Origin of the sequence: Pedobacter ghigonis, from assembly GCF_903166585.1 — a bacterium.
Classification (GTDB): Bacteria; Bacteroidota; Bacteroidia; order Sphingobacteriales; family Sphingobacteriaceae; genus Pedobacter; species Pedobacter ghigonis.
Window position 1 is genome coordinate 277245 of record NZ_CAESCM010000006.1, and the last position, 21698, is coordinate 298942.

The window sequence follows — 21698 nt, forward strand, 5'->3', positions numbered from 1 at the left end:
TTATGTGCGCCAAAACAATTGAAACACAAGATATAACATACGATAGTCTGTTACAAGGTAATAGAGATTGGGTTAAAGATATGATCGATAACGACCCTTCTTTTTTCGATAAACTTTCAGCAGGTCAGAGCCCGCCGGTATTGTGGATTGGCTGCTCGGATAGCCGTGTACCCGCAAACCAGATTACAAACACTAAACCAGGTGATGTTTTTGTTCACCGCAATATTGCCAATGTGGTAGTGCATACCGATATGAATTTACTTTCGGTACTCGATTATTCAATTAATGTTTTAAAAGTTAAACATGTAATTGTTTGCGGTCATTATGGTTGTGGTGGTGTTAAAGCTGCCCTTGGCAACAAACAAGTTGGTATTATCGATAACTGGTTAAGAAACATCCGCGATGTATACCGTACCCACGAACGCGAAATGTCGACCATTAAAGATGAGAATCAGCGTTTTGACCGTTTGGTTGAGTTGAATGCTATCGAAGGAGCATCAAATGTGATGAATACTTCTATTGTACAAAGTGCATGGGCAAACGGCCAGGAGTTGGCGGTTCATGCCTGGGTATATAGTTTAAAAACGGGACTAATTAAAGATCTTAAAGTAACAAGTACAGGTCTTGATGATGTTTCTGCCGCTTTTAAAGTAAGTTAAAAACATCTTTTAGATGTTATTTTTTAGTTGTTAGGAAAGCCCGGATTTATCCGGGCTTTATTTTTCTGTACTGTTGGGCATATTACCTGCATGTCCTTTATTACCCTTTTCGGCATCAGTTCTGGCTTCTTCCGAACCAAAATCTCCCATTCCGAAATCGCGGCCCAGGTTGCCCGCTTCGGTTTCTACAGTATTCTTTTTCGCTTTATCATTGCTGCGGTGGCGCGGCACCTGCTGATCGGGCATATTGCTTTGATCTGCCGTATTTTCGATGTTTTTATTGCCGAGATTTTCGTTGTTTTCTTTTTGGTTTTCCATGAGCTGTAGCTGAGTTGTTTATATCAAAACACTGCAAAAACAGATTGGTTTTAGCTTCCTGATTGGAACAATCGAACTTAATGTCGAGCGCATGCTTTTTCCAGGTTACAACAGGGAGTTTTAGTGCTTAAACACCTTCAGGAGCAGGAAGCCGGATTAATGTTTGAAAACAACGTATACCAGTAATCCTAAAAATATGGTACAAGCCGTAAAAGTAAATACTCCAAGAATATAACCGCCCAAAGCTTTCAGGTAATTGATATATTTACCTTTTTCAAAAAACTGCCCCACAGCCCAGGTAAAGTAGATCATAAAAAGCATCCCGGAATATTTCATAAGATGGGTATGGATGAGTCCTTCAATTATGGCAAAAAATGCAAAAATGAGCATGCCCATTCCTTGCAGAAAGCACAAAAGAATGAGTAACTCGAAGAAATTATAATCATATTTCCTGAAAAAGAGTTTCAGCCATAATGCCGAAAACACCCCTATAATGATATTGGCATAACCATAGTGGCTCTGCACCCATTCGTTAATCGGGTTTATGGCTGCAGTTTTGGTTCTGTCGAAATTAAAGTAACCTTCTTCAATGTGGAAAAAGTGGTTAATTAATGTATAAATTAAAGAGGTTACAATAACAAATACAATTGGTTTAACCAGTCGGCTTCTGTTGTTGGAAATGAAATTCCGGATGGTTTGTCCGGGCCTGATTAATAGCTCTTTAATGGTATAAAATATCCCCTTTTCTAAATGTAGAATGTGTTCTATTTCATGCTGGATATAATGCCGGTCGATTCTTTTAAGTTTGGCCGGTTCGCCACATTTACCACAGTAGTTCTCAGGTACGTCCTGATTGCAGCTGTTACAGATTGCCATCATTGCCAATTAATTTTGATTGCGCGATTTTATTTCTTTATTCACTTCAACCAGGCTGTTAATGGCCGGTAAAAAGGTGATGGGTACTGCAATCAGAATGGCCACAAATGGAATAGCCGATTTCGATTTAAATATGAACAGGTAAATTACTGCGAACAGCAACAATAGCCAAACAATTGCACCTGCAATAATTACAGACTTTAATTTTGCTTTGTTTTTGTTTAATTCGGAGAAGTCTAGTTTAGATAGTTGTTCTGCTGCCATAATGATTTAGTGCTGAACAACAAAATTCAGCAATGTAATCTGAATGGCGGCTACACTTTAGTGTAATTTTGCTATTTTAGTAGTGTCATGAAAGCCGATAACCACACAGGGTTACTTACCAAAAACAAAATAGAAAATGTAACTTCCGAAGATATACTCCAGTTGGATAATTATCTGGAAGCCATAAGCGCTTTCGAAAAATTAACCTATCAAAGTGTGTATGTTATCGACTATGCCGAAATGAAATTCGAATACGTATCGAGCAATCCACTTTTTCTATGCGGCCATACCGTGGCAGAGGTAATGGCTTTGGGTTATGGGTTTTACTTTAACAATGTGCCTGAAAAGGACCTGCAATTGCTGGATTTGATTAACGAAAGCGGATTCAATTTTTTTGAGAAATTACCTCTTAACGAAAAGAAGCTATACAGTATTACCTACGATTTTCATTTACTTAACAAGGGAGGAAAAGCCAGCCTGATTAACCATAAGCTTACCCCGCTTTTTCTCAATGCCGAAGGGAAGATGTGGAAAGCCATTTGCGTGGTTTCCATTTCGGCCAATAAAACGGCAGGCAATGCAGCAATTCACAAACATGGTTCCGATCAGCTTTGGGAACTTGATGAAAAAAAACAGGTTTGGAGCAAACAGTCCAAACCGCAGCTGAGTGAGCGCGAACTCGAAGTTTTACGGTTATATGCACAAGGCTTAACCATTAACCAGATCGCCGACAAAATATTTGTTTCTCCTGATACCGTAAAGTACTACCGGCGAAAAATATTCGAGAATTTTAGGGTTAGCAATATTGTCGAAGCACTTTCTTATGCGGTAAACAATAAAGTGATTTGATTTTTTCAAAATAGCTTTCCTGTTAACCTTTGCTTATCGCATTGGAATCAGCTAAGGTCCTTCGACAAGCTACCATTGACAGGCCCAATAGAAGATTCGTCATTGCGAGGAGGAACGACGAAGCAATCTTACAACGATCGCTAGTTGAAACTGGAAATAATGCTTTTTTCCACCCATAGTAGTAAGATTGCATGCCTGCAGCAGGCATGCAATCTTACCTCAAAATGACGGTCCTGAATGGGCTGTTATTCACATTGATTTTTATGAATAAATTACCCCTCAGGATGACATTCAAAGAAAAAAGAAAAACCCCCGGGCTTTCCGGAGGTTTTGATATGATGTTTCTTACTGTATTAATCTTCAGCTAAGAATGGGTAACGGTAATCAGTTGGAGATTCGAAAACCTCTTTAATGGTACGTGGAGAAACCCAACGCAATAAATTGATCATCGATCCCGCTTTATCGTTTGTACCCGAACCTCTGGCACCGCCAAAAGGCTGCTGACCAACAACTGCACCTGTACATTTATCGTTGATGTAGAAGTTACCGGCCGAGTTACGTAAAGCATGACTTGCTTGCTCAATTGCATAACGGTCTTGTGCAATTAATGCACCAGTTAAGGCATAAGGCGAAGTGGTATCAATGAGTTCTAAAACTGAATCGAAATCCTGGTCAGCATAAACATAAACAGTTAAAACCGGACCAAACAATTCTTCGCACATGGTGGTGTATTTCGGATCGTCAACCACCAAAACAGTTGGCTCAACAAAATAACCTTTGCTCTTATCGTAATTACCACCTGCAATAATTTCAACACCTTTATCTTTTTTAGCCTGATCGATGTATTTAGCCAGTTTATCAAACGAGCGCTCATCAATTACCGCATTAATAAAGTTGGTGAAGTCTTCTGTACCACCCATTTTAAATGTAGCTAAATCGGCTAACATCTGTTCTTTAATTTCAGGCCAAAGGCTTTTCGCGATGTACACACGGCTGGCTGCTGAACATTTTTGTCCCTGATATTCGAAAGCACCACGTACAATAGCTGTACTGGCCACTTTGGTTTGTGCAGATGGGTGAACAAGAATAAAATCTTTACCACCGGTTTCGCCTACAATACGTGGGTAAGATCTGTATTTGTGAATATTGGTGCCAATGGTTTTCCAGATTTCCTGAAAAACTTTTGTAGAACCTGTAAAGTGGATACCTGCAAAATCAGGGTGGTTAAAAATTACATCACCCGTTTCTGGTCCGTCGGCATAAACTAAATTTACAACGCCATCCGGTAAGCCCGCCTCACGGAAAATTTCCATTAACAGGTTAGCTGCATATACTTGTGTATCGGCAGGTTTCCAAACCACCACATTACCCATCATGGCTGCAGAAGCAGGTAAATTTGCAGCAATGGCAGTAAAGTTGAAAGGTGTAAGAGCAAATACGAAACCTTCTAAAGGACGTTGCTCTACACGGTTCCAGCTTCCGCGTGGTGAAACAGGAGGTTGTTGTTTGTAAATATCAACCATGTAACTTACGTTAAAACGTAAGAAATCAATCAGCTCACAAGCGGCATCAATTTCTGCCTGATAAGCATTTTTGCTTTGGCCAAGCATGGTTGCTGCATTTAATTTATAACGGTATTTACCGGCAATTAAATCAGCAGCTTTTAAAAAGATTGCTGCTCTGTGCTCCCAGGCCAGGTTTTCCCAGTCTTGTTTTGCAGCTAAAGCTGCATCAATCGCTTGTGCAATATGGGTTTTATCACCAATACTGTATTGCGCTAAAATATGTTGATGATCGTGAGGTGGAACAACTTTACCTTTTTTGGTAGTATGAACTTGTTTACCTCCAATGTACATCGGAATGTCTTGTTGGTGTGCGCGGGCCTCGGCCAATGCTTCTTTCAATAAAGCACGTTCTTTGCTGCCTGGTCCGTAGTTTAAAATAGGTTCGTTTACCGGGGTAGGTACGTTAAAAAATCCTTTAAGCATAATGTATTTTTTATGAGTTGGGCAAAGATAGTGCTTTTTAACATAGCCAATTCTATTATTCTGTAAAGAAAATAGGGCAAACGTTTGAGTGAAGTAGCTGGATTTGGAGAACGTTAATTTTGAGTTGGTTTTAGTTAAAATCTGGTTACAATTTAAGGGTATATTCCCACGCTGTTAAGCCCAGCCATTCAACAAAATTTTTATGGTAAAGGGAAAATTAGGAAGGGTATATTGTCGCATTTACATGAGCAGTTTTTGCTTCATCATATCCAGAAAATCTTTACGGTAGGTTTCACCAATAATTACTTCTGCGGTAACCCCTTTTATAAATACCTGGTTCCCATCAATGGATGTAATTTTATTGACGGCCACAATGAACGACTTTTGTACCCTGGCAAACTGAGATCTGGGTAAACGGTCTTCTACATCTTTCATCGTTAATAATGCCAGTGTTTTAATGCCATTGTGATGAAAGGCAACATAGTTTTTCATGCCCTCAATTAAATCAATTTCGGCAATATTAATTTTAAGCATTTTACCTTTCGTCTCGGTTTTAACCATGAAGTAATCATCTTCCGGTTGGGGCTGTGGTTTCTTGCTGTTTCTGGCATTAATGATCTCCTGCGCTTTAGTTATTGCCTTTAAAAAACGCGGCAAGGGTATGGGCTTAACCAAATAATCTACCACGTCCAGGTCAAAACCATCGGTAGCAAATTCCTTGTAAGCCGTAGTGAGTATTACCTGTACACTTTTGTTGTTTAATGCCCGTATAAACTCAATACCCGAAATGGCCGGCATGTGTATATCTAAAAAAATTAGGTCTATCTGATTGTGGCTTAAAAAGCTAAGGGCATCAATAGGATTGGTAAATGTGGCCATAATTTGTATGGCTGTTACAGGATTCAGGTAATGTTGTATTACTTCAATGGCATGTTCTTCATCATCAATAATAATGCAGTTTATCATGAGGTATAAGGTTGAGGTTTAATTTGGGCAAGCTGAAAGTGCTGCATAAAACTTAAATGATCAGGCGAGGTTGGTTTTTCCTGGTGATTGATCACTTTGTTATAGGGTAAGGTTAATTCGAGATTGTAATCGAGTTCGGTTTCATTAATGTTTATTGAAAACTGATTTTTATAATGATTGCTGAGTCTTTTTTGAATATTTTCCATACCTATGCCACTTGAAAGTTCTTTTGGCCCGTTTTTCTTCAGGTTCCAGGTTTTGAGCTGGATATCATTGTCATTTATATTTAGCGCTATTTTAACAGGATGTGTTTTTTCTGTACAATTACCATGCTTTAATATATTTTCTACGATGGTAATCAGGATCAAGGGAATTACTTTTACACTGCTGGTATTCCCATTGATATTAAAATCAATTTCCAGTTTGTTGTTGAAACGCAATTGATTAATCTTAATCACATTATTGATATGGGCAATTTCCTCTTCAATTAAAGTAAGCCGGTCGTCTTTATCCATTTCGAGCGAATAGCGCATAATTTCACTTAGTGTTAAAATACCATCGGCTAATTCTGGTGATAAGGGTAACGATTTGGCAAAAAAGAAATTGAGCGTGTTGTTTAAAAAATGGGGGTTAATCTGGGCGCGGAGAAAGGCATATTCTGCTTCGTGTTTTTCTTTTTCGATGAGACGGAGTTTGCGTTCGTGCTCAATTGTTTCACTTGCATAATAATAGCCAAATCCAAATACTGCATATCTAACAAATACCCAAAGAACGGTGATTCCAAAATGAAAATAATCAATCTGGCCCAAAGCTGCCCCATTGGCATTAATCAGTGGACGGATATAATAAGCTGTGAAAAACCAGTTGAAAAATGAACATATATAAGCGATACACAGTCCAATAAGCAATGGGAGTACCTTTAAAGGTTTTGCCCATTTTTTACATACAAGGATTGAGAGATATACGGTACATATATTGGGTAAATGGGTAAACAACATATCTGCCGCACTAAAATTATAGCTTTTGGGATTAGTTGCGTATTCCATTAAACTCCCTAACAACATGTATAGTAGCCAGAAAATTAAGTGATAGCTTATTAATTTATATCTCTGTAACACAATTTTGAATTAATTTTTACGATAGTTTATTACAAATTCAATCCAGTCTTGTACGGTATCAGGTATTTCAATATCAGGTTTAATACCAATATTATCCAATGGGAAATCTGGTAGTCTGGTTGATTTACATGCTGGATACCATAAAGTATAAAAAGGGCAAGGCATAGTTGCTTTGACCGTTTCAGTATAATCTACTACACCAGCACTGTTAGTACCGTATAGTTTAACTTTTGTGCTTTGCCTGGCTTCGAGTAAAAAAAGTTCTGCAGCACTACCAGTCTCCTTATTAACAAGAAAAGAAATTCTTGCCGGATTTTGGAGTACTGTTTGAAGCTTAATTGTGTCAACAGGGTAGAGGTTGTATAATTCACCTGTATGCGCTTTTAGTCTATTCAAATTTTTCCTGAAAACACTTTTAATACTATCCGACATTTGTGGATATTCTGTTGAATAACCATCTCTTATATTTTCTACAGTTGCCAAAACACTACCTCCTTCCTGTAATATAGGATTTGTATATATATAGGGTATTAACTTTTGGTATATCAATACAGATCCACCACTATTATTTCTTAAGTCAATAATTAAATGCTTTGTTTTTGTTAATATAGGTTTGTTGGCGCTTATTAAACTATCTACCTGAGCAATGTAATCTAAGGAGTAAAAAGAAGGTAACTCAAATATTGAAGTCGTATCATTTGCAACCTTGAATTTTGGACTGTAATCTACCTGCGTAGCTGCCGGGCCTTGTACTGTTTTGTGCATACCCTTGTACCATTTTCCAAAGATTCCAAAATCCAAAGTGTCATTTTGTTTAGTCAAAATTGGAAATTGTTCTGAATGATCTCCACCTTTAAAATTACTTGTGCTATAACCTTTATTGGTCTTAGTTATTTTAAGTTTTATCTGCTGAGCATCCCATCTGTAACCATCAGCTTTTAATATAAAACCAATAAATAATGACTTGTTAGCCTGGTCTTTTACAATGCCAAGTTTATAAATGCCAGAAAACCAAACTCCTTCTATTTCATCTAGCTTTCCTTTGTTTGCATCTAAATAGTTTTTGAAATTGTTTTCTGTCCATGGCGTTTTTTCTTCGTCTGCAAAAAAAGATTTTACTGAATCAGGGTTTAACTTCTCGAAGTCCATCCCAAAATTTATGTGTTTATCTTTGAAAAAGGCCAGCCATTCTCTACTAATACTTAAACATTTATATGGATTGGATTGATCAGCAATTTTTTGCAGGCTATCCGTAAATTTTTGAAAACGTTTTTTGTTAGCAGGGGTAACTTTATCTGAAAAACCAACGTAATTTTTCTCGATTTTTTTTACAAGGTATTGGAAATTGCTACCACAGTTGCAGTTTTGGGCATTGGAATCAAGAAAGTATAGGAGGAAAAAAAACAGGGGATAGATATATTTCATTAACTGATGAAATTTGATTCAATAATATTATAAACTAAGGCAAACGAATAGAGTCGATGGTATCTATCACTGATAGATGCCATCGACCTAATTTAGCCAACAACTGTTGCGGCCACAGTTTTATTTTCTACACAACCAGGATTGGTTGATGGACCGCCCAGGTAGTCTTGGCCATTTCCGCCATTAATTTTTTGCATTTGTTCTTTACTTAAGCTTAAAATATCATTTCTTTTAAAAATGAACTTGGTTACTTTTTCTAATTTTTTGTTTTTCATGGTCGTAATATTCAGATTTTTAAATAAAAGAACTTAAAAATGTTGCTTTTGAAACTAATGACAAAAAACAATACACCAAACGGTCGTTTGTCGGTACCAAACCGATAAATTGTTTAGTTTGTGTTTATTGTTGCGGTTACAATTATAGGCTATATTATATGATTTAAATAAACTATTTTAAAATACAATATTGTATAATATAAAATGTATAGTAGATAGTTGTATTTAATGGGTTTATGTTATAATGAGATACAGGTCTAGTCTATATTAATACTGTTTGTATGTAATTCGATACATTTTGAGTGTTGCTTGATATGATTTCAGTCTTTTTTGATATGATTTGTATGTAATTCGATGCATTTTGAGTGTTTCTTGATATGATTTGTATGTAATTCGATACGTTTTAAGTGTTACTTGATATTATCCGTATTAATGATATCCTTACAGTAGGTGATTTATGCCTTTATTAAATTAAATACATGCCTGACAATTCATGCGATCAGTTTCGTCGTTCCCAACTCTGGTTGCTGATTTTAATACACCACCCCATGAGTAATTGTATCAATTTTTTTGACTGGGAACGACGAAATGCAGGTTAGCTTACTGAATTGTTATTGCAGCAGCTTTTTTCCTACGCTTAAATGGATTTTTTATTTCTCCTCACAAATATTTGCAGGTTTAGGCTTTGGATATGTACGTATTAAGTATGGAATAGGGTATTCAATGTTGTTACACAGTTGTTGTAATGGAATTATTTTGCTTTTCCATATTGTGTAAATATAATTTAGCTTTTATCTTATAAATAAACTTATGATTATCGAAAATTCAATTAAAAAGGATGACGGAGCTTATATGTTTGCACTGTTTCTTATTCTAATCGCCTGGATCTCTTTTGAACTTTTTAAATTTGGTTTCAATCTTGGGAAACAAGATGCTGATGCAGAAAAAAATGTTACCATATCAGCGCCGGCAAAATAAAATAATACAATTTGCAATCGGACAGAATCAGCCAAACTTTTCTTTTCAAAAAGAATACTTGAAGGCAATTCTTTTTACTAAACAGTTGCATTTTTATTTAAAGTATTTTCTAAAATATAAAGTGCCGGTTTTTGGTACTTGTCATTAATAATGATGCATTATATCAATAAAATATTGGCCTTTTAAAAAGAATTTTACGCTAAAAAATCATTTCTACAGGTGTTTAGGCGAAATTCATTGTAAGTACATAATCCTAGCTTTCATCCCTACAATAAGCCATTTGGTGTATCTTTTTTGTACGTTAAATGAATAATATCAAACTTGGTCATAACAAAAGCCAATTGATGATTATGCCATTTATAGAAGATGCCAATTTTGAAGACAACACCCTGGTTTTTTTACATCAAACCAAACTCAGTACCCAGGTTATTTATGTAGTAACCATGCTGGCTGTTATTGTCGCTTTTGCAGTCTTACCTTTTATTTATACCACTGTAAGTGTTAATGGCAGTGGCTCTTTGCAAAGCAATATTGAGCGTACAGAGCTGCTTTCGCCTGTGGCCGGCAAAATTACCCTGATTAATTTGGTTGATAATAAAAAGATAAAAAAAGGGCAAGTGCTTTTAAATATCGACCCCACTATACCCCAAACACAAAATACGATTTTAAATACACGTTTACGCGAATTAAAAGATTTGTTAAATGACGCGCTCTCTCTTCTACATGAGGCCAAATTAAGCAATGCAGGGCAACCTGCATTGCAAACAGGCCTTTATGCGGCAAGCTGGCAGCAATATACAGAGCAACTGCAAAATGCTATAAATGCACGTGAGCAGGCTGCTAAAATTTACAAAAGATACGAAATACTTTATGGCAAAAAAGTAGTTACCGAAGCAGAGTACGAACAATATAAGTTTAACTACGAACAAGCGCTTTCAGATTTTAAACTGGTAGCTAAAAAATACATCACCCAATGGCAAACAGAATCTAACCAGTACAGAAAAGAACTGAAAGATTTGGAGAACCAAAAGATCCAGGTGATGGAGCAGGAGAAAATGTATCACTTAACCGCACGCGTGTCTGGAACAGTTCAAAATTTATCCGGACTTCAGCTGGGCTCGTTTATTGCAGCTAACCAAAAAATCGGAGAGATATCGCCCGATAGCGCTTTGCTTGCCGTTTGCTATATAAAACCTGCTGATATTGGCTTGATTAAAACCCGGCAAACAGTGCGCTTTCAGATAGATGCCTTCAATTATAACCAGTGGGGCCTGCTTTCGGGGGTAGTTACCGATATCGCTGATGATATCGTTCTGCTGAATCAAATCCCATATTTTAAAGTAAAATGTAAACTAAACCGGGATTATTTAAAGCTAAAGAACGGATATAAGGGCCAGGTGAAAAAGGGAATGACATTTAATGCACATTTCGCCATTGCAGAAAGGAACTTATATCAATTGCTTTATGATAAAGTTGACGATTGGTTAAATCCAAACGGAAACGAAAGCAAAAAGACAAAAGTTTAGCTGCAAAAAATACATCGTAATTCAGTTCCCGCTCCCCATCCCTCACTGCTTAAATTTTACGCTCATACCTAAAAATGTCAACCCTAATTAAACAACGCGATATTACCGATTGTGGTGCAGCCTGTCTGGCATCAGTTTCTGCATTTTATAAATTGAAAATGCCAGTTGCCCGCATTCGCCAATTGGCCAGTACCGATCAAAAAGGAACCAATGTTTTAGGATTAATAGAAGCAGCGAACAAACTTGGTTTTGAGGCCAGGGGAGTAAAAGGTACGCCTGATAGTCTGGCTAAAATCCCGTTACCGGCCATAGCACACGTAGTGGTTAAAAGGCAATTGCAACATTATGTGGTAGTTTATAAGGTAACGGATAAGTACATCGAAATAATGGATCCGGGTGATGGTAAAATGCATCGCAAAAATACCGATGATTTTACCAGTGAGTGGACAGGTGTATTGGTGTTGTTGTTACCCGATGAAGGATTTAAACAAGGTAACGAAAAGGTAAATACAGGCAGCCGCTTTTGGAATCTCATCAAGCCACATAAGGGTGTTGTTGTTCAGGCCCTTTTCGGAGCCTTAATTTATACCATCCTTGGTTTATCTACGTCTATATTCGTTCAAAAAATAACCGATCATGTGTTGGTAGAAGGAAACCGCAACCTGCTCAACCTAATGAGTATCATAATGGTAGCCATCCTGGCCCTGCAATTGTTTATTGGTACTGCCAAAACTATTTTTACCATTCGTACCGGACAGCAAATAGATGCACGGTTAATATTGGGTTATTACAAGCATCTTTTAAAACTCCCGCAACAGTTTTTTGATACGATGCGTGTTGGCGAAATTATTTCGAGGGTGAACGATGCAGTTAAAATCAGGGCTTTTATTAACGATGTTGCTGTTAATCTGGTGGTAAACGGCTTTATTGTTGTATTTTCTTTTGTTTTAATGTTCAGTTACTATTGGAAATTGGCCTTAATTATGCTGGCTTTAATCCCTTTATATCTGCTGGTTTATTTAATTAGCAACAAGCTGAATAAGAAAATACAACGCAAGCTCATGGAAGAATCGGCTGATTTAGAATCGCAGCTGGTAGAAGGTTTGAATAATGTAGGTACTGTGAAAAGGTTCGGGCTCGAGAGGTTTACGAACGAGAAAACAGAAGCACATTTTATTGGCTTGCTCAGAACAATTTACAAATCCGGATTAAACTCAGTCTTTTCAGGTACTTCTACCGAAATTATTGCCCGGATGCTAACCATTGTGTTGCTTTGGGTTGGTGCAGGTTATGTATTGGACGGAGAAATTACTCCGGGCGAGTTATTCTCTTTTTATACGCTCATTGGTTACTTTACAAGTCCGGCTACTTCATTAATTGGTGCAAATAAGTCGATACAGGATGCCATGATTGCATCTGATCGCTTGTTCGAAATTATGGACCTGGAGATTGAACAAAATTCATCGAGCATTCACCTTACCAGGGAGTTAATGGGCGATATCCGTTTTGAGCAGGTGGCTTTCCGGTATGGCAGTCGGGTAAATGTATTTGAAAATCTGAACCTGAATATTAAAGCCGGTAGTTTTACCGCAATAATAGGGGAGAGCGGATCTGGTAAATCTACGCTGATGGCTTTACTTCAAAATATTTATCCCATCCAATCGGGCAATATATTTATCGGTATTAATTCGCTGAAGTACCTAAACAATGCATCGTTAAGAAACCTCTTAAGTGTAGTACCGCAAAAGATTGATCTTTTTGCCGGCAATGTAATCGAAAATATTGCAATTGGAGATTATGCCCCTAATATGCAGCAGATTGTTAGTATTTGTACACAACTGGGCATTTTGGATTTTATTGAAGCATTGCCTGAAGGATTTCAAACTTACCTGGGCGAAAATGGGGCTTCACTATCTGGTGGACAAAAGCAAAGGATTGCCATTGCGCGTGCACTATACCGTAACCCTGAGATTTTAATTCTGGACGAAGCTACATCCTCGCTGGATTCGGCTTCAGAGCAATATGTGCAGCGCACGATAGACCTGTTAAGAAAACAAAATAAAACAATTATCATCATTGCCCATCGATTAACAACCATTAAAAAAGCGGATAAGATTATCGTTTTGGATAAAGGGAAGGTGGTAGAAGAAGGCGTGCATAACGAAATGCTTGTTGCCAATAAACATTACGCCAATTTGTGGAGACAACAGTTTGGTGAAGATGATTTAGCAGGTTTAATAACCCCTTCTTTGGCGATGAAAAATGCCCACATTGAACCCAATTGATTTTATAAATACAAAAGCCTTTAAATTATCCCCATCCCACTATGAAGTTATTAGAATATATCGACCGGATTAAAATCATGCATAAGTTAATAAGAGAAAGCCGGACAGGAACACCTGATAATTTAGCCCGGAGACTATCGATATCCACTTCCAGGTTATATGTTGTACTCGATGAATTGAAACTTATGGGAGCTCCTATAGAGTACTCGCGACAGTTACAAACCTACTATTACCAACAGCCATTTGAGGTGCAAATAAAGGCTGATTTCGTTTTGTTAAGCCAGCAGGAAACATTAAAAATAAATGCCGGATATTTTGTTCAGGAAAATTACCCGCTACTTTTTTTGTAGAGTGGGCAAGGGTAATTTAGTAATGTTGCAACAAAGGCGAAAACCGAAAAGCCTTTAAAGAGTAGGTATTTAAAAAATAACAACTAAATTATGAAAAATTTAAATTTAGAAATGGTAGCTGTTCAGGAACTGGACACAAAAGAAATGATGGAAAACAATGGTGGAATGGGGTACGATGCCGGAGGGTATGGATTGGTATACGATCGCTCAAAAGCAGACGGTGCATTTTACAAAGGGTTTTTTAAAGGGGTTTACGATGCAATATTTAACTAATTTATCATGATAAGCGAACTAACTAAAAAAGAACTGATCAGCATTAATGGTGGTCAGGAAGAGAAAACCCCGGAGGATATTGGCTACGCAGTAGGTCACTGGGTAGGTAAAGCTTTAATTGTTTGGGCTACTTTTTTCAAGAAATAACAGTGTTATACAGTTTTTTTAAAAATCCAGTATATCAACTTAAACAAGATAACTCCTTTAGTCAATCGCTAAAGGAGTTATTTGTTGTTTTAGGCTATGCCATGTTAGCGCTGTTTATTAATTATGTTTTTGTTTCGTTAACCGACCTTCTGATCAAATCAACTGCAGGTTTTTCATTTTTAGAAGCAATTAATCATGTGCAAAAATTGGCATCAGGTGAAAAAAAAGTTATTTTTTTTCTGGTTTTTGCACCTATTGTTGAAGAATTGATATTCAGATTGCCGCTTAAAATATCAAAGCAGAATATCTTTATTGCGATGATAGCGGCCTATTCATTATTCTACTTATCGCATAAATCTCTTACCACTATAATTACGCTAAGGGAATTATTCAGATTTTCGGTTTTTGTTACTGTCAGCTTTGCAGTTGTATTTAGTTTAAAGGAGCAATTCCTTTCACGGCTTTTGAATAAATATTTTGGTGTTTACTTTTACAGCCTAACTGTTGTATTTGGATTATTGCATGTAGCTAACTTTTTAAGCCTGGTACCTGAAAACCTGATTTTTATAGCCCCCCTCTTTGCGCTTCATCAGGTTATTGTTGGTTTCTTTTTAGGCTACCTTCGGATAAAAAATGGATTAATCTGGTGTATTTTGTTGCACTTTATGTTTAATTTATTGCCAACCATCAGCTATTTTCTGAACCGGTAAAATTTCTTTTTCATATCGTAATCTTTCGCGCTTTTACCTGAATTAAATTTTTCACGATTTTTTGTGCGGAAATATTTCTTTTAAAGTATATAACAAAAGGCAGCGTGTTCTTAAACCGAACACGCTTTTTTATTTTCTCAATGACTTGTTAAATAAGAGCTCCAATAAAAAAAAATGTAAAATAATTTCATTTTATTAACAGTGTTAATTATGTTTGCGGTGTAATTATTTTATCATGGGAATAAAAGAGCGTAAGGAGAAGCATAAGGAGGATTTACGTCAGCGGATTTTGGACGCGGCGAAGGAACTTTTTTTAAAGGATGGCTATGAGGCTACCTCAATCAGGAAGATTGCGGAGAAAATAGAATTCAGTCCAACTACCATTTACCTGTACTATAAAGACAAGGCTGATATTATGTATGCTCTGCATCAGGAGGGCTTTAAATTATTGGGTTCTCAATTTGGGGTTTTGCAGCATGTGAGCGAGCCTTTTGAACGATTAAAAGCTATGGGGCGTGTTTACATGAGCTTTGCTTTAAATAATCCCGACTTTTATGAGCTCATGTTTATCATGAAAGAACCCATCGAATTTGTTAAGGCACACTGTCATGATGAAGAATGGGAAGAGGGTGAGCAGGCGTTTACCGCATTGATTATGACGGTTGACCAATGCAAGGCTGCGGGCTACTTTACCAGTTTCGATACCACCACTTTTGCGCTTAATGTATGGTCGCTAATGCATGGCTTATGCAGTTTAAAATTGCAGGGGCACCTCGATCACATGGCTACAACCAAAGCACATATACTGGAGGAAGGTGATTGGCTGGAGAAAACTTTTGATGGCTTTATTGCCATGTTGAATAGTTTAAAATAATAATATATTAACACTGTTAATTATGAGGACAAAGTTATTTGGTTTGCTGCTTTTCTCGGTTACGGTTTTGGGTTCGACGGCAAATGCCCAACAGTTGCTGGATGCTTATGTGGCAGAAGCTTTTAAAAACAATATCGTTTTGCAGCAGAAAAATATTTCGTTAGATAAGGCCCAGCTGGCGTTAAAAACGGCCAGGAGTTTATATCTCCCGACTGTTGCTTTTTCTACCACCTGGTCTACTGCCGATGGTGGCCGTAACATTCCCTTACCACTTGGCGATTTGTTGAATCCGGTTTATTCTTCATTGAATAAATTAACGGCTACCAACAATTTTCCTTTGATGGAAAACCAGAGCATCAACTTCCTGCCGAAGAATTATTATGATGCTAAAGTGCGTACAACGGTGCCCATTATTAATACCGATTTAGGTTTTAATAAACAGATTTCGGCCCAGCAGGTAAGCTTACAGGAATTTGAAGTGCAGATATACAAACGCGATTTGGTGCGGAGCATTAAAACTGCCTATTACAATTACCAGAATGCTTTGCAGGCGGTTGATATTTATAAATCGGGTTTGCAGCTGGCCAATGAAGGCCTACGGGTAAACGAAAAACTGCTTGATGGGGGAAAAGGTTTACCAGCCTATGTTCTGCGTTCGAAAAGTGAAGTCGAAAATGTGAATGCCCAATTGGTTTCGGCCCAGCAGCAGGTAGTTAATGCCCGCATGTATTTTAATTTCCTCTTAAACCGCGAGGCAAACGAAAATATTGATGCGAATTTTGATAACCAGGTCGATTTGAATAAAGCTACCGCACTAATTGCTGATTTATCGGTAACCGGTGGGAGAGAAGAATTAAAAGCTTTAGATCAACTGATTAACATCAATAAAACTGCACTTAAAATGAACAGGCAGTTTGCAGTGCCGAAACTGGGTGGTTTTGTGGATTTAGGCTCGCAGTCGGAAGGTTTTCACTTTAACGATAATACCCGTTATTACATGATTGGTTTGCAGCTCGATATTCCGATTTTTACCGGAAACCGCAACAATTTTAAAATCAAACAAAGCAATCTTGATCTTAAAAATGCCGAGCTGAATGCCAGTCTGGTAGCCCAACAATTAAACCTTTCGGCCAAAACAGCGCAAAATAACCTAAAGGCAGTATACCAAACCTACCAATCTTCGCTCAAACAGTTCGAGGCAGCATCGAGTTACCAACGCCTCATTGAAAAAGGATATAAGGCAGGTACCAATTCTTTTATCGAAACCATCGATGCCCGTAACCAATATACTTCGGCCCAACTTTTAGTAAACATAAACAGGTATAAAGTTTTATCGGCAATGGCCGATGTTGAACGCGAAACCGCAACCTATTCAATAAATTAATTTTATGAAGAAGATATTTATTTACTCAGCCCTGCTTGCTGCAGGTTTTACCATAAGTGCTTGCGGCAACCATAAAACCGATGCTGCCAGTGTTGGTAACCAGGATACCGTACCGGTAAAGGTAATGCCGTTAAAGGTAGAAGATGCAAGTCATGCGATTGCAGCTTCGGGACAGTTTACCACCAACGACGAAACTTTTCTATCATTTAAAAACGGGGGTATTATTAACCGGATTATGGTAAAAGAGGGCGATGCTGTGCGCCAGGGACAATTACTGGCTACTGTGAACCAGACCGAAATTTCGGCCCAGGTTCAGCAGGTAAATTTATCATATCAAAAGGCCGAACGCGATTACAACCGGGCAAGCAAACTGTATAAAGATAGCGTGGCTACTTTAGAGCAGATGCAAAATGCCAAAACAGCATTACAGGTAGCTAAACAACAATTGGATGCAGTAAAATTCAATCAAAACTATTCCGAAATCAGGGCAACCAGCAGTGGTTTTGTGCTTAAAAAATTGGCTAACGATGGTCAGGTAGTAGGCCCCGGAACGCCGATATTACAGATAAACGGAGCAAAACAAAGCAAATGGATTTTAAAAGTTGGTTTGAGCGATGTGCAGTGGGCAGCTTTAAAAATGGGCGATGGCGCTACCATTACTACCGATGCACTGCCGAACCAAACGCTAAGTGCAAAAGTAAGTCGCAAGGCAGAGGGCATCGATCCGCAAAGCGGAACTTTTGGCGTAGAGCTAAGCTTAAACGATTCGAAAATTCAGGGACTTGCCGCAGGCTTATTCGGTAAGGCTACCATTATCCCAACCAAAACAAGTAGCGGTTATACCATTCCTTACGATGCACTTTTAGATGGTGGTGAAAATGAAGGTTATGTTTTTATTACAAACGACAATAAAACCGCCCAAAAAGTAAAGGTTCAACTAGGTGCTATTCAGAATGACAAAATCACCATTAGTGGCGGTTTAGAAAATGCAGCAGGCTTAATTGTTTCGGGCAGCGCCTATTTAACAGATGGTTCTAAGATTAAAGTGGTGAAGTAAGCGTAAAGCAGAAAGACCTAAGATTAAAGCAGATTGATCCGAAAGACTAAGAACTAAAGCTGAAAGCTAAAAAGAAGCACCCCAGATCGGTGTAATCATTCAATCCGTGTAATCACCCCGAAGGAAATAATATACACATCATAGCTAAGAAGATGAAAATATCAGAATACGCTGTAAAAAATTACCAGTTTACCCTGATCATGGTGCTCATGGTTTTGGCGCTGGGTATTACCACAATATTCAATATGCCACGATCGGAAGATCCCGATATGAATGCGCCAAACTATCCCGTGGTGGTGGTATATCCTGGGGCTAGTCCGAAGGATATGGAGGAATTGGTGGTAAAGCCTTTAGAGAAAACTATTTATGGCTTAGATGATATCAAGACCATTAAAACCACCATTCGTGATGGCCTGGCTGTACTTTTTGTTGAATATAAATATGCGGTAAATGTCGACGATAAATACCAGGAGCTGGTGCGCGAAGTGAACAGTGAGCGGGCAAATCTCCCTCAGGAAATTTACAGCATGGAAGTGCAAAAGGTTTCGCCCTCAGATGTAAATGTTTTGCAGATTGCATTGGTTTCTGAAAATGCATCGCGCGATAAGCTGAAAACCAAAGCAGAAGATTTGCAGTCAGAACTGGAGAAAATACCCTTTTTAAAAAATGTAGAAATTATGGGTTTGCCCGATCAGCTGGTGCGGGTAGATTTGGACCTCGAAAAGCTGGCGCAACTGCATATTCCGGTTACTTTTATTGCCAATGCCATTCAAAGCGAGGTGGCCAATATTCCCGGTGGAAGCGTAAATGCGGGTACTAAATCATTCAACATTAAAACCAGTGGTAACTATCAGAATATCGATGAAATTAAAAACACCGTTGTTTTTAGTGGTAACGGAAAAAATACGGCCTTAAAAGATGTAGCTGATGTGTATTTCGATTATTCGCAGGAAAAAGACATTACCCGTTTAAATGGTCACCGTTGTGTTTTTGTAGTGGCTGCGCAAAAATCGGGTGGAAACATTACTGCTGCACAGAAAGCTTATTTACCGGTAATCGAGAAATTTAAGAAAACCCTGCCAGCCAATATCGACCAGCAGTTAATGTTCGATCAGGCCGATAATGTAAACAGTCGCTTAGGGGGACTGGGAACAGATTTCATGATTGCTATTTTATTGGTTTTGGTTACACTTTTACCTTTGGGTACAAGGGCTTCTATCGTAGTGATGGTTTCTATCCCGCTATCATTGGCAATCGGTGTGGTTTTGCTAAGTGTACTAGGCTTTAGTTTAAATCAACTGAGTATTGTAGGCCTGGTGGTATCGCTGGGTTTATTGGTTGATGATAGTATTGTGGTGGTTGAAAACATTGAGCGCTGGATGCGGGATGGCCATAGCCGGCTTGATGCGACGCTGAAAGCCACCAAACAAATTGGTATGGCGGTAATGGGCTGTACAGCAACGTTGATTATTGCTTTTATGCCTTTGATGTTTTTACCCGAAGCATCGGGCGAATTTATCAGAAGTTTACCCGTAGCCGTAATTTGTTCGGTTATTGCCTCAATGCTGGTGGCCTTAACAGTGGTACCCTTTTTATCAAGCAAATTGTTAAAACCACATGCTGATGCCAATGGTAATATTTTCCTGCGCACTTTGCAGAAAATTATCCATGGCTCGTATTCGAAATTGCTGGATAAGGCTTTGGCGAAACCAATTTTAACCATTGTTATAGCCCTGGCTATTTTTGCAGGGTCGATTATGCTTATTCCGGTTATAGGTTTCAGTTTATTCCCGGCCTCAGAAAAACCGCAGTTTTTAATCAACATCTCTACACCGCTGCAATCGAACCTGAATTATACCGATTCGGTTACCAAAGCGATAGAAAAGGAGCTGAAAAAGATTCCTGAAGTAAAGTATTTTGCCTCGAATGTTGGGAAAGGTAATCCGCGGATTTATTACAATGTGTTGCCACAAAATGAAAGAACCGACTTTTCGGAGCTTTTTGTGTTGCTGCAGCCCGATATCAAATCCGACCGAAAGATCGAAATTATCGAAATGTTGCGTAAAAAATGGACACCTTATCCGGGTGCAAAGGTAGAGGTTAAAGACTTTGAGCAAGGGCAACCCATTATTTCACCGGTTGAGGTGCGTTTGCTGGGCGATAATTTAGATACGTTAAGGAGTGTTGGTGGCCGCGTCGAAAACATGCTGCTTAAAACCGCCGGAACCATTTATGTAAACAACCCGCTCAAAAATTTAAAATCTGATATTAAAGTCGATATCAATAAAGATAAAGCACAGGCACTGGGTATTCCGACAGTTAATATCGACCGGACTGTGCGCATGGCTGTGGCTGGTTTAGAAGTAGGGAAATTCATCAATCCCAAATCTAATGGCGATGATTACAATATTCTGCTTACCACAAAAAGGCCTTCTTATCCAGATTTAACGGTTTTTAATAACCTATACATCAACAATAACCAGGGTACATCGATTCCCTTGCTGCAGGTGGCTTCTTTAAAGCTCGAAACTTCCCCTTTGAGCATTAATCACTACAATAAAACCCGCACCATTTCGGTTAATGCCTTTGTACAAAAAGGTTTTCTGAACGATAAAGTGATCCAGGATGTAGAAGAGCAAATGAAAAACCTGAAACTGCCTGAGGGTTACACCTTTGAAATGGGTGGTGAAATAGAAAGCCGAAACCAGTCGTTCGGTGGTTTTGGCAGCATCTTGCTGGTTACCCTCTTCCTTTTTATTGCTGTGCTGGTGCTCGAGTTTAAAACTTTTAAAAGTACGCTTATTGTACTTTCGGTTATTCCGCTGGGTATCGTGGGGGCAGTAGTGGCACTTATGGTTACGGGTAATTCGTTATCATTTGTGGCTACCATCGGTATTGTGGCTTTGGCAGGTATCGAAGTGAAAAATACCATTTTACTGGTCGATTTTACCAATCAGTTGCGCAGTGAGGGAATGCCTCTAAACCAGGCTATCGAAGAAGCAGGCGAAATCAGGTTCCTGCCGATTATCTTAACTACATTTACAGCCATTGGAGGTTTGTTACCTATTGCACTGTCAAGCAATCCGCTTATTTCGCCGCTGGCAATAGTTATGATTGGTGGTTTAATCAGTTCTACTTTACTATCACGGATTGTAACACCAGTGGTTTATAAATTAATGCCACCAAGGGTAGAGGCTAAAGAAGAAGTTTAACGCTGACGATAAGCTGATCTTTTTGGGCGGTCGGTGAGGACACCAATGCTATTAACTTAAGCTATTTATATGTTTGGTGAAGCCTGTTTTTCCTTTTTTTAAATGTTATCCTGACAAAGCTTCTATCTGGTTTTATTGGGATTTTAGAAGATGCTATAAGTTTA

The 21698-nt window shown here is 38.3% G+C and carries 21 protein-coding genes and 1 pseudogene; 14 read left to right on the forward strand and 8 right to left on the reverse strand.

Annotated features, from left to right (window positions below; all coding sequences use genetic code 11):
• The first annotated feature begins 2 nt into the window (after positions 1-2).
• Positions 3-659 (forward strand): carbonate dehydratase, encoded by a 657-nt coding sequence (gene can, locus HWV58_RS11510; RefSeq protein ID WP_175634225.1) that lies wholly within the window; start codon positions 3-5, stop codon positions 657-659.
• A gap of 57 nt (positions 660-716) precedes the next feature.
• Here the strand turns inward: can and HWV58_RS11515 are convergent, their stop codons facing one another.
• The 3 genes from HWV58_RS11515 to HWV58_RS11525 form a co-directional block, all read right to left on the reverse strand.
• Positions 717-977: a hypothetical protein gene (locus HWV58_RS11515; protein WP_175634226.1), complete on the reverse strand. Its 261-nt coding sequence runs from the start codon at positions 975-977 to the stop codon at positions 717-719.
• A gap of 156 nt (positions 978-1133) precedes the next feature.
• The gene (locus HWV58_RS11520) at positions 1134-1856 is read right to left on the reverse strand and encodes a DUF3667 domain-containing protein (protein ID WP_175634227.1); all 723 of its coding nucleotides are present in this window, start codon (positions 1854-1856) and stop codon (positions 1134-1136) included.
• A gap of 6 nt (positions 1857-1862) precedes the next feature.
• A complete protein-coding gene (locus tag HWV58_RS11525; RefSeq protein ID WP_175634228.1) occupies positions 1863-2117 on the reverse strand; it encodes a hypothetical protein in 255 nt (84 codons plus the stop codon).
• Between the two features lie 87 nt (positions 2118-2204).
• On the opposite strand from HWV58_RS11525, the gene HWV58_RS11530 reads away from it, so the two are divergent.
• Complete coding sequence (locus tag HWV58_RS11530; protein ID WP_175634229.1) at positions 2205-2966, forward strand: response regulator transcription factor; 762 nt, start codon at positions 2205-2207, stop codon at positions 2964-2966.
• Between the two features lie 353 nt (positions 2967-3319).
• Here HWV58_RS11530 and pruA read toward each other — a convergent pair whose 3' ends face one another.
• Both pruA and HWV58_RS11540 read right to left on the reverse strand, forming a co-directional pair.
• Positions 3320-4954, reverse strand: a complete 1635-nt coding sequence (pruA, locus tag HWV58_RS11535; RefSeq protein ID WP_175634230.1) for an L-glutamate gamma-semialdehyde dehydrogenase — start codon at positions 4952-4954, stop codon at positions 3320-3322.
• Positions 4955-5194: 240 nt separating this feature from the next.
• Complete coding sequence (locus HWV58_RS11540) at positions 5195-5902, reverse strand: LytR/AlgR family response regulator transcription factor (protein ID WP_394354239.1); 708 nt, start codon at positions 5900-5902, stop codon at positions 5195-5197.
• Between HWV58_RS11540 and HWV58_RS24610 the strand changes: the two are divergent.
• Positions 5882-5929, forward strand: a pseudogene (locus HWV58_RS24610) (hypothetical protein); the annotation flags it as partial. The gene HWV58_RS11540 and the pseudogene HWV58_RS24610 overlap by 21 nt on opposite strands.
• On the opposite strand, the gene HWV58_RS11545 reads toward HWV58_RS24610, so the two are convergent.
• The 3 genes from HWV58_RS11545 to HWV58_RS11555 form a co-directional block, all read right to left on the reverse strand.
• Positions 5917-6966 carry a sensor histidine kinase gene (locus HWV58_RS11545; RefSeq protein WP_175634232.1) on the reverse strand — a complete coding sequence of 350 codons (1050 nt, stop codon included), beginning with the start codon at positions 6964-6966 and terminating at the stop codon, positions 5917-5919. The pseudogene HWV58_RS24610 and the gene HWV58_RS11545 overlap by 13 nt on opposite strands.
• An 81-nt stretch (positions 6967-7047) precedes the next feature.
• A complete protein-coding gene (locus tag HWV58_RS11550) occupies positions 7048-8463 on the reverse strand; it encodes a S41 family peptidase (RefSeq protein ID WP_175634233.1) in 1416 nt (471 codons plus the stop codon).
• 92 nt (positions 8464-8555) lie between these two features.
• Entirely contained in the window at positions 8556-8738 is a 183-nt protein-coding gene (locus tag HWV58_RS11555; RefSeq protein WP_175634234.1) for a hypothetical protein, read from the reverse strand.
• 810 nt (positions 8739-9548) lie between these two features.
• Between HWV58_RS11555 and HWV58_RS11565 the strand changes: the two genes are divergently transcribed.
• The 11 genes from HWV58_RS11565 to HWV58_RS11615 all read left to right on the forward strand — a co-directional run bounded on the left by HWV58_RS11565 (position 9549) and on the right by HWV58_RS11615 (position 21534).
• Entirely contained in the window at positions 9549-9716 is a 168-nt protein-coding gene (locus HWV58_RS11565; protein ID WP_175634236.1) for a hypothetical protein, read from the forward strand.
• A gap of 305 nt (positions 9717-10021) precedes the next feature.
• On the forward strand, positions 10022-11242 hold the full coding sequence (locus HWV58_RS11570) for an HlyD family secretion protein (RefSeq protein WP_235972715.1): 1221 nt from the start codon (positions 10022-10024) through the stop codon (positions 11240-11242).
• A 74-nt stretch (positions 11243-11316) separates the two neighbouring features.
• Positions 11317-13527 (forward strand): peptidase domain-containing ABC transporter, encoded by a 2211-nt coding sequence (locus HWV58_RS11575; RefSeq protein ID WP_175634237.1) that lies wholly within the window; start codon positions 11317-11319, stop codon positions 13525-13527.
• A 41-nt stretch (positions 13528-13568) separates the two neighbouring features.
• Entirely contained in the window at positions 13569-13877 is a 309-nt protein-coding gene (locus tag HWV58_RS11580) for an HTH domain-containing protein (RefSeq protein ID WP_175634238.1), read from the forward strand.
• Positions 13878-13967: 90 nt separating this feature from the next.
• Positions 13968-14150 carry a hypothetical protein gene (locus tag HWV58_RS11585; RefSeq protein ID WP_175634239.1) on the forward strand — a complete coding sequence of 61 codons (183 nt, stop codon included), beginning with the start codon at positions 13968-13970 and terminating at the stop codon, positions 14148-14150.
• A 6-nt stretch (positions 14151-14156) separates the two neighbouring features.
• Positions 14157-14297: a bacteriocin gene (locus HWV58_RS11590; protein ID WP_175634240.1), complete on the forward strand. Its 141-nt coding sequence runs from the start codon at positions 14157-14159 to the stop codon at positions 14295-14297.
• Between the two features lie 101 nt (positions 14298-14398).
• Positions 14399-15007, forward strand: coding sequence for a CPBP family glutamic-type intramembrane protease (locus HWV58_RS11595; RefSeq protein ID WP_175634241.1), 609 nt, complete (start codon positions 14399-14401; stop codon positions 15005-15007).
• Between the two features lie 235 nt (positions 15008-15242).
• Positions 15243-15881, forward strand: a complete 639-nt coding sequence (locus HWV58_RS11600; RefSeq protein WP_175634242.1) for a TetR/AcrR family transcriptional regulator — start codon at positions 15243-15245, stop codon at positions 15879-15881.
• Between the two features lie 22 nt (positions 15882-15903).
• Positions 15904-17265, forward strand: coding sequence for a TolC family protein (locus HWV58_RS11605; RefSeq protein ID WP_175634243.1), 1362 nt, complete (start codon positions 15904-15906; stop codon positions 17263-17265).
• Between the two features lie 4 nt (positions 17266-17269).
• A complete protein-coding gene (locus tag HWV58_RS11610; protein ID WP_175634244.1) occupies positions 17270-18322 on the forward strand; it encodes an efflux RND transporter periplasmic adaptor subunit in 1053 nt (350 codons plus the stop codon).
• Between the two features lie 152 nt (positions 18323-18474).
• Entirely contained in the window at positions 18475-21534 is a 3060-nt protein-coding gene (locus HWV58_RS11615) for an efflux RND transporter permease subunit (protein WP_175634245.1), read from the forward strand.
• Positions 21535-21698: the final 164 nt, after the last annotated feature.

Coding starts and splice junctions, on each gene's coding strand:
- can (WP_175634225.1), top strand. CDS start 3: ATGTGCGCCAAAACAATTGAAACACAAGATATAACATACGATAGTCTG.
- HWV58_RS11515 (WP_175634226.1), bottom strand. CDS start 977: ATGGAAAACCAAAAAGAAAACAACGAAAATCTCGGCAATAAAAACATC.
- HWV58_RS11520 (WP_175634227.1), bottom strand. CDS start 1,856: ATGATGGCAATCTGTAACAGCTGCAATCAGGACGTACCTGAGAACTAC.
- HWV58_RS11525 (WP_175634228.1), bottom strand. CDS start 2,117: ATGGCAGCAGAACAACTATCTAAACTAGACTTCTCCGAATTAAACAAA.
- HWV58_RS11530 (WP_175634229.1), top strand. CDS start 2,205: ATGAAAGCCGATAACCACACAGGGTTACTTACCAAAAACAAAATAGAA.
- pruA (WP_175634230.1), bottom strand. CDS start 4,954: ATGCTTAAAGGATTTTTTAACGTACCTACCCCGGTAAACGAACCTATT.
- HWV58_RS11545 (WP_175634232.1), bottom strand. CDS start 6,966: ATGGAATACGCAACTAATCCCAAAAGCTATAATTTTAGTGCGGCAGAT.
- HWV58_RS11550 (WP_175634233.1), bottom strand. CDS start 8,463: ATGAAATATATCTATCCCCTGTTTTTTTTCCTCCTATACTTTCTTGAT.
- HWV58_RS11555 (WP_175634234.1), bottom strand. CDS start 8,738: ATGAAAAACAAAAAATTAGAAAAAGTAACCAAGTTCATTTTTAAAAGA.
- HWV58_RS11565 (WP_175634236.1), top strand. CDS start 9,549: ATGATTATCGAAAATTCAATTAAAAAGGATGACGGAGCTTATATGTTT.
- HWV58_RS11570 (WP_235972715.1), top strand. CDS start 10,022: ATGAATAATATCAAACTTGGTCATAACAAAAGCCAATTGATGATTATG.
- HWV58_RS11575 (WP_175634237.1), top strand. CDS start 11,317: ATGTCAACCCTAATTAAACAACGCGATATTACCGATTGTGGTGCAGCC.
- HWV58_RS11580 (WP_175634238.1), top strand. CDS start 13,569: ATGAAGTTATTAGAATATATCGACCGGATTAAAATCATGCATAAGTTA.
- HWV58_RS11585 (WP_175634239.1), top strand. CDS start 13,968: ATGAAAAATTTAAATTTAGAAATGGTAGCTGTTCAGGAACTGGACACA.
- HWV58_RS11590 (WP_175634240.1), top strand. CDS start 14,157: ATGATAAGCGAACTAACTAAAAAAGAACTGATCAGCATTAATGGTGGT.
- HWV58_RS11595 (WP_175634241.1), top strand. CDS start 14,399: ATGTTAGCGCTGTTTATTAATTATGTTTTTGTTTCGTTAACCGACCTT.
- HWV58_RS11600 (WP_175634242.1), top strand. CDS start 15,243: ATGGGAATAAAAGAGCGTAAGGAGAAGCATAAGGAGGATTTACGTCAG.
- HWV58_RS11605 (WP_175634243.1), top strand. CDS start 15,904: ATGAGGACAAAGTTATTTGGTTTGCTGCTTTTCTCGGTTACGGTTTTG.
- HWV58_RS11610 (WP_175634244.1), top strand. CDS start 17,270: ATGAAGAAGATATTTATTTACTCAGCCCTGCTTGCTGCAGGTTTTACC.
- HWV58_RS11615 (WP_175634245.1), top strand. CDS start 18,475: ATGAAAATATCAGAATACGCTGTAAAAAATTACCAGTTTACCCTGATC.